Here is a 14,746-nt window from a genome sequence, read left to right as displayed (position 1 = left end):
CGAAAATTAAGTTATTTAGAGAATGACCATGAGAACATGCGGTGTAGAAATTACCGGCAGCGACGTACTACTGTGTATTTTAACAAAAGATAATGATGTCTTTGATATCCGTGATATAAGACAAACTCGCTTTACCTTAGCTAACGGTAACGACACTGAAGTTATGCGTAAATTTCAATTTGATTTCAGAAAACTAATGCAAGACTATCAAATTGATTCTGTAGCAATTAAAGAGCGTCAACCGAAAGGTAAATTTGCCGGTAGTGCAAAAGGTTTTAAGATGGAAACAGCTATCCAACTTATCGAAGAACTAGATGTAGAAATATTAAGCGCAACGGCAATAAAAGAGCAACTAAAACGTAACCCTCTCCCTATTGCATTTGAAGATACAGGCCTTAAAAAGTTTCAAGAAAATGCCTTTATTAATGCCTACGTTTATCTGATGCGTAAAACATACAAGCAAGGCGAAGCCTAAGCCTAAACATCATCAATACTTAAAACGTGCTTATGCACGTTTTTTTGTGTCTGTAAAAAGCCATCCTTTCCTCTGTACTTAAAAATACACTCTGTACATTAGTCTTATATTACTTTCATTTGTCGACAATCTATGCTTAGTTAAACATGTAAGCTAATGCTAAAAAATATTCAACCTATTGGGTTAGCTATTTTCGTATCAAGTCCATGACAACAATTTAATAGGACACGGAGAACACAATGCAAGCAAATAACATACATGGTAACAGTCTCCCATTAACACAGAGCTATTTTCAAGGCGCTACGGACGTCCCCTTAATTGATAAAACAATAGGTCAGTATCTTGACGCTATTGTCGACAATAACCCTGAACACCCCGCTATTATTGTTAATCATCAAAACATCCGCCTGACGTACAAAGAATACCAACAGCAAATTAATCAGCTCGCTATGGGGCTGCTCTCCCTTGGCGTTAAACCAGGAGGCCGTGTTGGTATTTGGTCTCCTAATAATATTGAGTGGTGTTTAACGCAATTCGCAACCGCAAAAATTGGTGCCATTATGGTATGTATTAACCCTGCATATCGTCCGAGTGAATTAAAATATGCTCTTAACAGCGTTGAGTGCTCAACGCTCATTACCGCAAGTGAGTTTAAAGCGAGTAACTATATAAGTATGCTTAATGAACTTGCACCTGAGCTAAAAAGTTCACATGCAGGTGAATTAAACCTAAATGCCCTTCCACATTTAAAAAACATAATCCGTATTGGTAATGAGCCAGCTCCAGGAATGTTCAGTTTTGATGATATTATGCAACGCGCTACAGATGCTCATAAACTCGAGCTCGATGCGATAGCTGCCACATTGCATTGCGAGCAAGATATCAATATTCAATTTACATCAGGTACCACTGGTAACCCAAAAGGCGCGACCTTATCCCATAAAAACATTCTCAATAATGGTTTTTTAATGGCTGAAGCTATGAAACTAACATACCAGGATAAGCTCTGTATTCCTGTGCCTCTGTACCATTGTTTTGGTATGGTGTTAGGTAATTTAGTGTGTATTAGTAAGGGCGCAACAGCAGTCTTCCCTGGTGATTCATTTGATCCTAAAACAACCCTTGAAGTAGTAGAAAAAGAACGCTGTACCGCTCTTCATGGTGTACCGACCATGTTTATAGCTGAATTAGAACACAAAGAGTTCGCTCAATATGATTTATCGAGTCTACGAACAGGCATCATGGCTGGTTCGACATGTCCTGAGCAAGTTATGCGCAAAGTTCATTCATTAATGCACATGACTGAAGTCGTGATTGGTTATGGTCAAACTGAATGTAGCCCGATTAACAATGTGACTGAAACTGACTCACCAATTGAAAAGCAAGTGAGTACTGTCGGCCGTGCTCTAGCCCACACCGAAGTAAAAATTATTGATGAACTGGGTGATATTCAACAGATTGGCATCCCAGGTGAAGTATGTAGTCGCGGTGCGGGTATCATGCGCTGCTATTGGAACGATAAAGAGAAAACGGATGCCACCATCGATAAGGATGGCTGGTTACACTCTGGTGATTTAGGGGTAATGGACGAAGAAGGGTTTGTTTCTATTGTTGGCCGCATTAAAGATATGATTATACGTGGCGGTGAGAACATATACCCACGAGAAATCGAGGAGGTACTTTACACCTATCCAGGTATCCAAGATGCCGCTATTTTTGGAATTAGCGATGAAAAATATGGCGAAGAAGTGTGTGCGTGGATACAACCACAAGATGATGCAGTGCTAGATGAGCATGCCATTCGCACTTTTTTAAAAGACAAGCTTGCCTATTTCAAAGTACCAAAACATATTCGCTTTGTAGATGAATACCCAATGACAGTTACGGGTAAACTGCAAAAGTTCAAAATGCGTGAGCAAATGCAGGAGTTGCTCAGTGAAAAAACATTCTCGTAATTAAGAGATAGCTAAAGCTCTGCATTACCTGAGCTTTAGCTAAAAGCACATTTTCTATTTATCTAAAATAGTCTCAAAGCCCCCATATATCATGCGCTTGCCGTCAAATGGCATGGGGTTGTTCTCAGGGCTCATTCGAGGGTCGCCCATTATGTTCTGCCAACCGTTATCACGAGCATCTTTGGATGGCCAGATCACCCAAGAAAACACCACTGTTTCATTCTCTTGAGCTTTAACAGCCATAGGAAATGAAGTTACTTCTCCATCAGGAACATCGCTTCCCCAAGCCTCGACCACCTTTAATGCACCGTGTTCTTTGAATATTTCGGCTGCTAACTCTGCATGAACTAGGTACTTTTCTTTATTTGCTGTTGGTACAGCGGCTACAAATCCATCGATAAATGACATAAGTTATCTCCTTTCGTTAACACATTAACCATAGTTAAAGAAAAGAGAAGTACATAATGATTTAATCAATAAACGCTTAAAGCTACCAAAATGGCACTTACTCAGCTATACAACGCCTTGTTTTATCATCGCTTCTGCTACACGTTCGAAACCAGCTATATTAGCACCAAGGCTTAAGTCGTCCTTATGAGAATATTGTTTCGCTGTCGCCGAAACAGTCTCGAAGATAGTCCTCATAACTTGTTGGAGTTTTTCATCAACTTGCTCTGGTCGCCATGTTTGCATGCTAGCATTTTGTGCCATTTCAAACTGACTAGTTGCCACACCACCCGCATTTGCGGCTTTGCTAGGTCCAAGATAAACCTTATGTTTTTTAAAAACAGTAAGCGCTTCTGCTGTGCTTGGCATATTTGCACCTTCACATACTATTAAACAGCCATTCTCTACAAGTGAAGTCGCATCATTTTTAGTAATTTCATTTTGAGTTGCACAAGGTAAAGCAATATCAGCTTCATATTGCCATACTTTATGGCCATTGCTTGGGTACTGATTAACGGGTGTAAACTCTGCTTCAGCGTGCGTGTTTAGGTAGTCTCGAAGCTCAGCTCCTTGTTCGGTTTTCAAGTGTTTAACAAGCTCAACATCTAAACCATCTTTGCAGTATAAAGTCCCTTTTGAATCGCTACAGGTTAAAACGATAGCATCACACTGGCTAAGCTTATCCATCAGATGCAATGCTACATTACCCGCGCCAGATACGAGACAGCGCTTTCCTTTTAAAGAGTCATTTTTAGCATCAAGCATAGCACTTAGAAAATAAGCTATGCCATAGCCTGTCGCTTCAGCCCTTAATACAGAGCCCCCCATCAGCAAAGGCTTACCCGTGAGCACCCCTTGAAACTGATTAGTTATGCGCTTGTATTGGCCAAATAAATAGCCTATTTCTCTTGAACCTACGCCTATATCACCCGCTGGTACATCCGTTGTAGCACCAATGTGCCTATATAGCTCTGTCATGAAAGATTGGCAAAAGCGCATAATCTCGTTATCACTTTTCCCTTTCGGGTCAAAGTCTGCTCCTCCTTTTGCGCCGCCTAAGGGTAAACCCGTTAACGCATTCTTGAGGATCTGTTCAAAGCCTAAGAACTTAACGACTCCAAGATTTACGCTGGGATGAAAACGTAGACCTCCTTTAAAAGGCCCAAGAGTAGAGCTAAACTCAATACGATATCCCCTGTTGACGTGCACATTCCCGTTATCATCAAGCCATGGAACTCTGAAAATAATTTGCCTTTCTGGCTCAACTAATCGTTCGATAATGCCCAGTTTTTTGAAATCATTATTACCATCTACTACATGGTTAAGAGATGATATTACTTCCTCAACAGCTTGATAAAACTCAGGTTCGTTAGGGTTAGATTCCTTTACTGTTTGCAGAATTCCTTGTAGATATTGCATGCCAACTCCTCTTTTAAGCTATTGAAATTGCTAGTTACTATTTAAACTCTATCCTGTAGAAGATCGATCACTTAGAATAATGAGAGAAGACTACTCTATAAAAACGGTTTAAAAGGTCAAGTGTTCATGTGAGAGAGCCACTCGCAAAGTTAACTTTATTGCTAGAGCATATTGTTTGTTGTGGATTTAAATGAAAAGGGAAGACATTTTTAACGCTGCTAACAGAGGGTTAATTACAGAAAATAGCTTTGTCGAAATGCGAATTAGGATCAATCATAGCGCACATTGGAGTACGCTATGACACACAATAATTTACTTACTCGGCCACTCAAATGCGCCCACATCCCCTGGGAACACAACCGGCGATTCAATACCGTCTTTGTTCACTGATGCGACACCAAAATAGTAATTATCGATCACGACATTTTTAAGGGTTGCTTCGGTTACTTTGCCAACGTCCCGGCTAAACTGCCACTGTGGTTCACTGGTATAACGCCAATAAATTTTATAGCTAACCACAGTTGGATCATCACTTTTATGCCAAGCTAGTGTTGTACTTGGCTTTACAGCACCTGAAATACTGACACCTGTCGGCGGGGCTGGTGCCCAGGCCATTGACGCCATAGTCACAGCATTTAATGAGGTTAATTTAGCCGCATAGGCAAAATCAACATGATCGATGGTGTCACCGTAAGTGATACCATTTTCAGTACGTAGGTCTTGATGCTGTTGATTGTAATTTTCATTGGTTTCCATAATGCGCACCGCTGCAAAGCCAACATCATTAAATGGACGATGATGCCCTCCTCGACCAAATCTATCGAGTCGATAGACCAACATGGTATCGAGATTTTCAATATATCTATCGGCAATTGTATCAATGTAGCGTGCAAGGTTACGACTTGCAGAGTCGACTTCACCACCGGTAAAACGGCGTTTATGAGCTTGCTCTTTTGTTTCTATAACGCGTGTACCTTCTGAGAAAATACGTGCTGTTGTGTTATCTGTAACGCCATTAATGCCGGTTGAATTACCAATCATGTCGTTATTTAAAACACCATGAACACGCCAGTTATGCTCTTGTGCATATTTAGCTAAAATTTTACCACCAAACAAGCCTTGTTCTTCACCAGATAGTGCTGCATAAACAATCGAGCCATTAAATTTATGCTTTGATAAAACACGCGCAGATTCAAGCACACCAGCCACACCGGATGCATTATCGTTAGCCCCTGGCGCATCTGATTTATAGTCCATAACATCAGAGACTCTCGAATCAATATCTCCGGACATCATTATCATGCGATTTTCATCAACTTGGCCGCGCTGAATAGCCACGATATTGACAACCTCTACTGGGTTTGGAATGCGCTTTTCACCAGAAATAGTGTCTTTTACTTCGATAATTTCTAAGCAATTACCACAGGCTTTTGAAATAGCCTCGAACTCAGATTTTATCCAGCGCCTTGCCGCACCGATTCCGCGCGTATTTGATTTTGTTTCCGATAAGGTGTGACGAGTGCCAAAATCAACCAGCGTTTGAATGTCTTGCTCTATACGCGTTTTTGAAACTGCATTTGCAATATCATGCAAAGCTTGTTGATCTTTGTATTGAGGTGTCGTGGCATGCGCTGCCGCTGTCAATAATAGTGATGAGCTAAACAAAGCACCACTTGTGGTTATTATTTTACGCTTAAACATAGTTTCACTCCTTCAATGAATCATTCAAGGCTAACTAATATTTCATTTCACGCAATAGTTATGAGTTAGAAGACAGATTATTAGGTTAAAACAATTGGTAAACTAAATTTAGTATGAGGCCGATACTAAGATTTATCAGCCTAAATGGTCGTTTTTTCTAAAACTACTCTGGCTATTTTACACTGGGGAGTTTTATCCCGCTGTGATAAAAAATGACTCGATTGCCACCTGAGTTTTTTGCATTATACATCGCCTTATCAGCACATTGAATTAAATACTCAGCATCACCATAATGCTCGGGGAATAAAACTGCACCAATGCTTGGCGAGTAACTTAGAAACTCATTATTATATTCAAGAGGTTTACAAATCTCTTGACGTAATAAGTCAACGATTTCAACAACATCTTGCTTATTACTAATGCTGTTTAAAATAACAACAAACTCATCTCCCCCCAAACGCCCTACACTATCTTCTTTTTTAAGTTGGTGACGAAGACGTTTCGCAACTGTTTTTAATAGCTTGTCACCCGCTGCGTGACCATGAAAATCATTTACTTGCTTAAACCCATCTATGTCAATAAAGAGGACAGCGATAATTGTCGATATTGTATTAGCAACAGATAATGACTCTTCTAGCTCTGAAATTAAAAAGCTGCGATTAGGTAAATCTGTCAATGGATCATGACCTGCCATATAAATCAGTTTTTGTTCGAGATTCTTTTGCTCGGTAATATCATAAGCAATGGCCACCCTGACTTGTTTTTCTTCAGACCAATACACTGACCATAAAACATGCACAATACGGCCATCTTTTCTAACCCACCTGTTTTCAAAACGTGGTTGCTGATTATTTATAACAATTTGATTAATAGCATTGATAGTTTTAGCTCTGTCTTCTGGGTAGACAAAATCTAACATATTTCTACCGATAGCTTCTTCAAGCGTGTAACCAAAGATAGTTTCAAAAGCAGGGTTAGTAAAAAGCAAGCAGCCCTTTGCGTCTACCACACAAACAGCATCTAATAAAAGCTCAATAATATCAGACAAGTATTCAGGCGTTTCTTTCTTCATAAGCGACTTTCAAGCTGACTATAAAATGAGTATAGCCTAAACCGAGCAAGTAACTGAGCAATTAAGTATTAGTTGGGTACAACTTTTTTGATAAAAAAGTAGATACGATACAGAAAAATACAATGCCGCTTAAATCCGCGAGTAAATCAACGAGATCAAAAGAACGCGTGGCAATAAAGTATTGACTGAACTCCTCCAAGAAGACAAAAGTAAATACAATTAAAGCAGCCCAATATATTTTAACCCCCCCAATAACACTGGCTTTGAACTTAAACGCTAAATTTATAAATAGTGTGAGCAATCCAAACAAGAAAAAATGCCCTAGCTTATCGCCATAAGGTATTGCAGCAACTAAATCAAAAAACACCGATTTTTGACCTGTATTAGCAAGATAAATGACCCAACCGATAAACCCAAAAAAACCAATTGCTAATAGAACAAGAAAACGTTGAAACATGTGGTTACGGTGCCATATGAGAAGTTAAAAACAAAAACTGATAGGGAATGACTTTATTCCAATAATGCCAATCATGAATCCCTGGACGTTCAATATAATCATGTCGAATACGCAGTTTTAACATCGCTTGATGCAAAGCTCGATTTTGCTGAATAAAAAAGTCATCAACACCAATATCGAGCATGATAGGAAGATTGTCAGCGCTTTTTTTCCATGCTGTATTACCTGCTGCAATTTTATGAAGGTTATTAACTATCGCGATGCTATCCCACCTTGCTTGATTTTCTGCATAATTACCAAGCACCTTAGTAAGATCAAACTCTGCACTGAAAGGTCTTACATCAACCCCCGCAGACATCGCCGATACGGCTGCAAACCGATGGGGATGATTAATCGCAATATGCAGCGCGCCAAAGCCACCCATCGATAACCCTGTAATTGCTCGGCCAGTTTTAGACCGATTAGTCGAATAATTAGAATCAATATAGTTTACAACGTCTTCAGCAATATATGTTTCATATTGCGATGTTTTGTCGACCTCTGAATCTAAATACCAAGAGCCAAAGTTACCATCAGGATTAACAACGATAACATTATACTGGTCAGCAAGTTGTTCAATATTAGTGAGCTTTGTCCAGTCAGTGTGATTACCACTAAAACCATGTAATACGTAAACAACATTGTAGGTTTTAGACTCTTCGTAGTTTTCAGGTAAAGTAATTGTCAGCGGTTTTTCTATCGCGGTCTTATTACCTTTAAAGGTGAAAGTGTCTGTTTGATAAGCACTTATAGGTAAGCTAATCATGAGTGCAAATAAGCTAAGCAGTTTTTTCATGGTGAGTTCCTTTTTCTTATTATAGTTCCATGGCAATTAAGATATGTAAACAATTGAATCATGATGTATTTTAATAGTTTTTTAGGTAAATCAACTGCTAAAAATTCTGCTCAGTGATATAGTTAGGCAATCTTACTTTGAAAAGTGTCGTGTATGTATCGTTTATTTGAACGGATGATAAATCCATTTCCAAAAGAGCAGCCTTCCCAGCCACCCAATACGTTATTTGCATTTTGCCGCCATTATACTCGAGGCATGGAGTTATCACTGATACTGATGTCTCTAAGTGCTGCAGCTTTGGCTATTTTAGAGGTGTCGCTCTTTAGCTACATGGGGCAACTAGTTGACTGGTTAGGCCAATACACTCCAGAGACATTATTTGACCAACAAAAGTCAGAGTTAATAAAAATGGCTGTCGTATTATTGATTGTTTTGCCAATCGTCGTTTTTTTTCACTCTGCAATTTTACACCAAGCCTTGCTTGGTAATTACCCTATGTCGATCCGTTGGTTAGCACACCGTTATTTGCTGCGACAAAGTATCGGTTTTTACCAAAATGAGTTTGCCGGACGAATAGCAACGAAAGTGATGCAAACATCACTGGCAGTGCGTGAATCTGTCATGAAGCTACTCGATGTGTTGATGTACATTGTTGTTTACTTTGGCGCTATGGTGTTTCTAGTTGCAGACTCAGATTGGCGCCTAATGATCCCGTTATTAGTGTGGTTACTCTTTTATGCCGCTATACAAATGTACTTTGTACCACGATTAAAAAAGATCGCGAGTTCACAAGCTGATGCTCGTTCGGAAATGACCGGTCGAGTGGTAGATAGCTATACGAATATCTCCACCATCAAATTGTTCTCATACACACAACGCGAAGAACAATATGCCAAAGATAGTATGGATGTATTTTTACAGCCTGTTTATCAACAAATGCGCTTAGTAACGAGCCTAAACTTTTCAATCAATACACTAAACTACCTTCTTGTATTTAGTATTGCTGCTTTGTCGCTGTACCTATGGTCGATTAGTGCAATATCAGTGGGGGCAATTGCTATTGCTGTGAGCTTATCACTTCGCTTAAATGGCATGGCTCAATGGATTATGTGGGAGATCAGTAGCTTATTTGAGAATATTGGTACAGTAGCTGATGGCATGAAAACCCTATCAACACCTATTGATGTCGATGATAAACCAAACGCAGAAACATTAGCTGTAACGCAAGGTGAGATTACGTTTGATTCAGTACAGTTTAACTATGGAAAAGCGGCGAATGAAACCCACAGAGGCCCTGTTATCAATGGATTAAACCTTACTATCAAGCCTGGCGAGAAAATAGGTTTAGTTGGCCGCTCTGGTGCGGGGAAATCCACACTCGTCAATCTGTTACTACGCTTTTATGATGTTGATTCAGGCTCAATTAGTATTGATGGCAAAAACATCGCCAACGTAAGTCAGGAAAGCTTACGCAAACATATTGCGATGGTCACACAAGATACGTCCTTATTACATCGTTCAGTCAAAGATAATATCCTCTATGGACGACCTGATGCCTCTGAGCAAGAAATGCTAGCAGCAGCAAAACAAGCAAAAGCAATTGAGTTTATTGAAGACTTAGAAGACAGCAAAGGCAATAAAGGTTTTGCTGCACAAGTCGGTGAACGCGGTGTTAAGCTTTCTGGTGGACAGCGTCAACGTATCGCTATAGCCCGTGTGTTATTAAAAGATGCCCCTATTCTTATTTTAGATGAGGCAACCAGTGCTTTAGACTCAGAGGTAGAAGCAGCTATACAAACAAGCCTAGATGACTTAATGACTGGCAAAACGGTTATTGCCATAGCCCACCGTTTATCAACAATTGCACAAATGGATAGACTTATTGTACTTGATGAAGGCGGCGTAGTTGAACAAGGCTCTCATGAGGAACTAATCCAAAAAGGGGGGATTTACGCTGCACTTTGGTCACATCAAACCGGTGGTTTTATTGGTGTAGAGTAGCTCTATCAGCGTTTTTTATATGAACATCTAAATTTTTTCGCTCCGCAGCCAAAGTTTAGATGTTCGTTATACCAATTCGCTTAATCATACATCAACGAGTCTACATATATAAAGTAAAGCTCGCTTGCTTGAGTCACTACAAAGCGTTACCATTGCGCCTAAAATAAACACAAAATAATGGATTATGAAACATTTATTCTCGCTTTTAATTCTCACAGCCTCTTTCTCTTCGCAGGCTGACACGCCCTACTTCGGTGTTGATTACATGCTCAGTGATATTGAGATCAGCAGCGAAAGTGCCAAACCAACAGCCACTTTTTTAAGAGCTGGGGTAAGTAACAAAAATATGGCATTTGAAGCTCAATACCTCGTTTCAAGTAATGATGATGATATCTACAATATAAATTTCGATATTGATAAAAGTGTTGGTCTTTATTTTGTAATGCAATCAAATATCGTCAATGGTTTTGGCCTAGATGTTTCATTGGGCTATGCGAAAACTCAAATGAAAGTAACTTCAACTTCCCAAGAGCTTCCTACCGACTATGACTACGATGGTTTTGCATGGGGCGTCGCAATACATCAAGAAGTGCCTTACATTAAAAATACACATGTAAGACTTGCTTACCAGTCTTTGTTTGAAGGCGATGATGTTGACATCAGTGGTGTAACGCTAGGTTTCACCTATCAATTTTAAGTAGTCAGTCAAAAGGAATTCCATGAAAAAAATATCGAACATTACAAAGCTGTCAACTGTTGCTCTTATTGTCACTTCAATTCTAGGTTGCGGCTCAGAGACTGACTCATCAAAACTAGCAAAAGAAGTTGAGCTAGAAAAGCTTCGCGAAAATGGCACTATTATTGAGACCGTCAGCATTGAAAATAGTCAGGTTCGACTCAAAGCGGGTGAAACGCATCAATTAATTGCAACCGGTATTGATAGCAACGGCGATTCGAGAGATATTACTGACGAGTTAACTTGGCAAACAAGTGATGAAAGCATCGCGAAAATAAGTAGTAGCGGGCTCCTAACAGCTCTAAAAAATGCTGACTCTAGCCAGGGGCTGTTAACCATAACGGCAACCACTATTAACGATATTTTTGATGAAGAGGAAATTTCTATCAGTGATGTGGCAGCCTCGTCAATTTCGTTAAAACAAATAGCGCCAGCATCAGGGAGCATTAACACCTGTATGCCTGCTAGAATATCGGCTGATATTACCTATGCTGATGGGTATATCGCCCAAAATAGTATTAGAGGTGTTAATTTTAGTATTGATGAAGACTCCACAGCTAGAATAAATAACCAAGGCATCATTTATACCTCTGCTGCAGACATAGAAAACACAACTGTTACTGGAACAATCAATAATGTTTCAGGAGAGTTGGTTGTTACTGCAGATCCTGTCAATTTAGAAAGTTTAAATCTAATTGTTGCGGAAGAAACAGTGGATGAGATCACACTGAATGTTGGCGAACAAATCCAACTCGCTGCGCAAGCAACTTATGATGAAAGTGTTTCTGAGCAAGCTGTAAATATCAACCCGAGTGTCAATTGGTCTGTGATCAATGCAGGCTTAGTTGGACTTTCAGAAAATATCAGTACTGATGAGGGTGACAATGCAACTATTTTAGCTTTAAAACCAGGCATAACGCAGTTAATTGGTTCGTGTGGTCCAAAACAAAAAATAGCGACATTGGTGATAGAAGGTAATGACGATCTCAATTCTATTCAGATAAACGAAGGCAATAGCGAATATACAATCTCATCATCAGAGACATTAGATTTGCAATTAACAGCAAATTACAATTCAAGCCCTCAGTCTTTAAATGTTACTGAGTTTGCTACTTGGAGCACGAATGATAGCAACTTAATAACAGCCAAACTAATCAACCCTGGTACTCAGCAGGCGGCTTTTAGAGTAACGAGTAAGGCTAATAATTTAGGTACCGCAGTTATCACTGTGACATATGACTCGCAGGTAAGCAGCACCCTCATTAACATCGAGTGACCATAAATAGGGCTCTTTTACTAAAGAGCCCTTCTCTATTAATATAGTAGACGTATTCCTACCAGTACTAGCATTGTAATATTAGATACCAAGCCAATTAAGAAGAAATAGCTACGTGGGCTTGGATTTTTCTCAGTGGCTATCGAGTAATAAAGCATCATATGTACTGCTCTTGCTACCACATACAACCATACGCACACGGCAAAGACACCACTAGTGAGGTTCAGTGTAAAAGCGAGCAACAAAGTCCCTATAAATAAGGGGCTATTTTCCAATGTATTCATAAAAGTGCGATGGGCACGAAATGTGAAACTCTCATGGCTCAATTCAGGTTCAAGCTTGCCAGGGATTGCCCCCGCTCGTTTTGCCTTTGAAACAGTTGCCACCAACCATTGAATCAGCAGCATTATGAGATATGCGTAGAACGCAAAATATACAGTTAACGATAATTCGGTCATTTATTGCTCCTTCAAAGTAGTCTAAACAATGGAAGCAAAAAACAAACCAAAATAACTCATTGAATAATATACCTTTTTAATAAATAAAATATATTTCAATCTACAATTTACTTGGTTATGTATAAACTTTTCATACTCGTTAAATAACCTTTTAGTGGTGATTGTCTATCCTTGATGCACTATTTGATTAATCAATATGCATCAAGTTGCTCAAATAATTGTTGTTGATAGTCGTCACAATTATTGGTGGTGGCAAGAAAAGTAAATACGTTTTTATCAGGTAGATGCTTGAATAGCGCATAGCTGTAACCGTTTGATCCATCGTAGGAAATGCGCTTGTTACTGAGTATATCTTTCTCTAGCAATAAGATGAGTTGTGATCGGTAGTTTTGTGTTGTAAAAAACCCTTGCCAATACTATTTTAAAATTGAACCTATATCAAAGTGGGTATTCTCAGCAAGTGTGATTTGCTGTTTTTTATTTTGCTAAACCACTGATAAAAATACAACACTCAACTACATTAAAATCACGATGAATCTACCTACGTTATGTAATACTTCCATAAAAGAAAGTTGTAACTGTTCACCTATTTTACTTTACCCTGCTCTTTAGTCCCTATACCCTTTGGTTCAATCTGTTGAACATTTGTTTTTTGGTACTTTTCACCTTAATAAAACAACATTCTAATAATAAAAGGTTTTTTATGCGCTTAGGACCAGGACTTCTTGTCACTGCCGCCTTTATCGGCCCAGGCACCATCACCACTGCAAGTGTAGCCGGTGCTAATTTTGGTTTTGCTTTGATATGGACGTTACTTTTCTCTGTTATTGCCACCATTCTACTTCAATCAATGGCTGCTCGCTTAGGTGTAGCAACTGGGCATGACTTAGCATCAGCTTTAAGAACAACGATTCAAACACCCGTTTTTAAAGCTTTAGCAGCTATTTTAGTGATCAGCGCCATAGGTATTGGTAGTGCAGCTTATGAAGCGGGTAATTTGACAGGTGCAAGTTTGGGTCTGCAAGAAATTGTTCCTTCTGTGAGTCCATTATTATGGACTCCACTGATAGCAATTCTAAGTGCTGTACTTTTATATACAGGTAAACATAAGGTAATAGAAGGCGCATTAATTGTTCTCGTTGTACTAATGAGTATAGTGTTTATATCAACTTTAGTAATGGCTGCACCGTCTTTAACGGCGATTTTAAAAGGCTTCATTCCAAGCCTACCATACGAATCAATCACAACTGTACTGGCATTAATTGGCACGACAATTGTGCCCTATAATTTATTTTTGCACTCCGGTGTCCTTGCCGAAAAACATGATAAAAATAATGACATGCAAAAAGTAATAAAAGAAACAAATCTTGATACTGGTATATCGATCACCCTTGGTGGTGTGATCACCTTAGCAATTTTATCGACTGCTTCCGTGGCTTTTTATGGTACTGAAGCTGGCAAAATATCTGCAGCTAACATGGCCGTACAACTCGAACCTTTATTAGGTTCAATGGCTCACTACTTCTTCGCACTTGGTTTGTGCGCAGCAGGCCTAACAAGTGCTATAACCGCCCCTCTAGCAGGCGCTTATGCTGTGTGCGGTATGCTTGGCTGGTCAACACAAATGAGTAACACGCGTTTTAAACTTGTTGCAATTACTATTTTACTGTTTGGTGCATTTGTTGCTTCACTCGGTCTTGATCCTGTCGCTGTTATTATTTTTGCACAAGCAGCTAATGGCCTCCTGCTACCTATTGTAACGACGTATTTGGTATGGCTAGTCAATCAAAAAACTGTAATGGGAGATTACACCAACTCTATGCTAGTAAACCTAGTGACATTACCCGTACTTGTACTTATTTTTGGACTGAGTAGTATCAAGTTGTTTAGCTTGATTTTTTAAGGATTTATAGC

Annotated in this window: 13 protein-coding genes; 6 read left to right on the top strand and 7 right to left on the bottom strand. The window is 39.3% G+C overall.

The features are described 5' to 3' along the window. Window positions 1–28 precede the first annotated feature (28 nt). Together L3V38_RS04400 and L3V38_RS04395 are read left to right on the top strand one after the other, a co-directional pair. Window positions 29–475, top strand: a complete 447-nt coding sequence (locus L3V38_RS04400; RefSeq protein ID WP_130149949.1) for a DUF3010 family protein — start codon at window positions 29–31, stop codon at window positions 473–475. A gap of 239 nt (window positions 476–714) precedes the next feature. Further along, entirely contained in the window at window positions 715–2,430 is a 1,716-nt protein-coding gene (locus L3V38_RS04395) for an AMP-binding protein (RefSeq protein ID WP_237118503.1), read from the top strand. 54 nt (window positions 2,431–2,484) lie between these two features. Here the strand turns inward: L3V38_RS04395 and L3V38_RS04390 are convergent, their stop codons facing one another. From L3V38_RS04390 to L3V38_RS04365, 6 genes are all read right to left on the bottom strand, one after another. Next, complete coding sequence (locus L3V38_RS04390) at window positions 2,485–2,838, bottom strand: DUF1428 domain-containing protein (protein ID WP_237118502.1); 354 nt, start codon at window positions 2,836–2,838, stop codon at window positions 2,485–2,487. 105 nt (window positions 2,839–2,943) lie between these two features. Continuing rightward, a complete protein-coding gene (gene gdhA, locus L3V38_RS04385) occupies window positions 2,944–4,296 on the bottom strand; it encodes an NADP-specific glutamate dehydrogenase (protein ID WP_237118501.1) in 1,353 nt (450 codons plus the stop codon). Between the two features lie 312 nt (window positions 4,297–4,608). After that, window positions 4,609–5,997 (bottom strand): M28 family metallopeptidase, encoded by a 1,389-nt coding sequence (locus L3V38_RS04380; protein ID WP_237118500.1) that lies wholly within the window; start codon window positions 5,995–5,997, stop codon window positions 4,609–4,611. Between the two features lie 172 nt (window positions 5,998–6,169). Beyond that, on the bottom strand, window positions 6,170–7,069 hold the full coding sequence (locus tag L3V38_RS04375) for a diguanylate cyclase (protein WP_237118499.1): 900 nt from the start codon (window positions 7,067–7,069) through the stop codon (window positions 6,170–6,172). Between the two features lie 61 nt (window positions 7,070–7,130). Continuing rightward, on the bottom strand, window positions 7,131–7,526 hold the full coding sequence (locus tag L3V38_RS04370; protein WP_130149957.1) for a VanZ family protein: 396 nt from the start codon (window positions 7,524–7,526) through the stop codon (window positions 7,131–7,133). A gap of 4 nt (window positions 7,527–7,530) precedes the next feature. Next, window positions 7,531–8,361 (bottom strand): alpha/beta hydrolase family protein, encoded by an 831-nt coding sequence (locus tag L3V38_RS04365; RefSeq protein ID WP_237118498.1) that lies wholly within the window; start codon window positions 8,359–8,361, stop codon window positions 7,531–7,533. A 153-nt stretch (window positions 8,362–8,514) separates the two neighbouring features. Here L3V38_RS04365 and L3V38_RS04360 point away from each other — a divergent pair, with 153 nt between their 5' ends. The 3 genes from L3V38_RS04360 (at window position 8,515) to L3V38_RS04350 (ending at window position 12,374) form a co-directional block, all read left to right on the top strand. Continuing rightward, a complete protein-coding gene (locus L3V38_RS04360; protein WP_237118497.1) occupies window positions 8,515–10,362 on the top strand; it encodes an ABC transporter ATP-binding protein in 1,848 nt (615 codons plus the stop codon). A 184-nt stretch (window positions 10,363–10,546) separates the two neighbouring features. After that, complete coding sequence (locus tag L3V38_RS04355; protein ID WP_130149960.1) at window positions 10,547–11,059, top strand: outer membrane beta-barrel protein; 513 nt, start codon at window positions 10,547–10,549, stop codon at window positions 11,057–11,059. Between the two features lie 22 nt (window positions 11,060–11,081). Then, complete coding sequence (locus L3V38_RS04350; protein WP_237118496.1) at window positions 11,082–12,374, top strand: Ig-like domain-containing protein; 1,293 nt, start codon at window positions 11,082–11,084, stop codon at window positions 12,372–12,374. Window positions 12,375–12,412: 38 nt separating this feature from the next. Here L3V38_RS04350 and L3V38_RS04345 read toward each other — a convergent pair whose 3' ends face one another. Beyond that, entirely contained in the window at window positions 12,413–12,832 is a 420-nt protein-coding gene (locus tag L3V38_RS04345; protein ID WP_130149962.1) for an MAPEG family protein, read from the bottom strand. A 703-nt stretch (window positions 12,833–13,535) separates the two neighbouring features. Between L3V38_RS04345 and L3V38_RS04340 the strand changes: the two genes are divergently transcribed. Beyond that, complete coding sequence (locus L3V38_RS04340) at window positions 13,536–14,735, top strand: Nramp family divalent metal transporter (RefSeq protein ID WP_237118495.1); 1,200 nt, start codon at window positions 13,536–13,538, stop codon at window positions 14,733–14,735. Window positions 14,736–14,746: the final 11 nt, after the last annotated feature.

Origin of the sequence: Pseudoalteromonas sp. L1 (assembly GCF_021728095.1) — a bacterium.
Lineage (GTDB): Bacteria > Pseudomonadota > Gammaproteobacteria > Enterobacterales > Alteromonadaceae > Pseudoalteromonas.
Note: the sequence above shows the minus strand (reverse complement) of the source record. Positions and strands in the feature narration are given on the sequence as shown.

What these genes read in the sequence shown, in the direction of transcription:
- L3V38_RS04400 (WP_130149949.1), top strand. Translation starts at nt 29, where the DNA reads ATGAGAACATGCGGTGTAGAAATTACCGGCAGCGACGTACTACTGTGT.
- L3V38_RS04395 (WP_237118503.1), top strand. Translation starts at nt 715, where the DNA reads ATGCAAGCAAATAACATACATGGTAACAGTCTCCCATTAACACAGAGC.
- L3V38_RS04390 (WP_237118502.1), bottom strand. Translation starts at nt 2,838, where the DNA reads ATGTCATTTATCGATGGATTTGTAGCCGCTGTACCAACAGCAAATAAA.
- gdhA (WP_237118501.1), bottom strand. Translation starts at nt 4,296, where the DNA reads ATGCAATATCTACAAGGAATTCTGCAAACAGTAAAGGAATCTAACCCT.
- L3V38_RS04380 (WP_237118500.1), bottom strand. Translation starts at nt 5,997, where the DNA reads ATGTTTAAGCGTAAAATAATAACCACAAGTGGTGCTTTGTTTAGCTCA.
- L3V38_RS04375 (WP_237118499.1), bottom strand. Translation starts at nt 7,069, where the DNA reads ATGAAGAAAGAAACGCCTGAATACTTGTCTGATATTATTGAGCTTTTA.
- L3V38_RS04370 (WP_130149957.1), bottom strand. Translation starts at nt 7,526, where the DNA reads ATGTTTCAACGTTTTCTTGTTCTATTAGCAATTGGTTTTTTTGGGTTT.
- L3V38_RS04365 (WP_237118498.1), bottom strand. Translation starts at nt 8,361, where the DNA reads ATGAAAAAACTGCTTAGCTTATTTGCACTCATGATTAGCTTACCTATA.
- L3V38_RS04360 (WP_237118497.1), top strand. Translation starts at nt 8,515, where the DNA reads ATGTATCGTTTATTTGAACGGATGATAAATCCATTTCCAAAAGAGCAG.
- L3V38_RS04355 (WP_130149960.1), top strand. Translation starts at nt 10,547, where the DNA reads ATGAAACATTTATTCTCGCTTTTAATTCTCACAGCCTCTTTCTCTTCG.
- L3V38_RS04350 (WP_237118496.1), top strand. Translation starts at nt 11,082, where the DNA reads ATGAAAAAAATATCGAACATTACAAAGCTGTCAACTGTTGCTCTTATT.
- L3V38_RS04345 (WP_130149962.1), bottom strand. Translation starts at nt 12,832, where the DNA reads ATGACCGAATTATCGTTAACTGTATATTTTGCGTTCTACGCATATCTC.
- L3V38_RS04340 (WP_237118495.1), top strand. Translation starts at nt 13,536, where the DNA reads ATGCGCTTAGGACCAGGACTTCTTGTCACTGCCGCCTTTATCGGCCCA.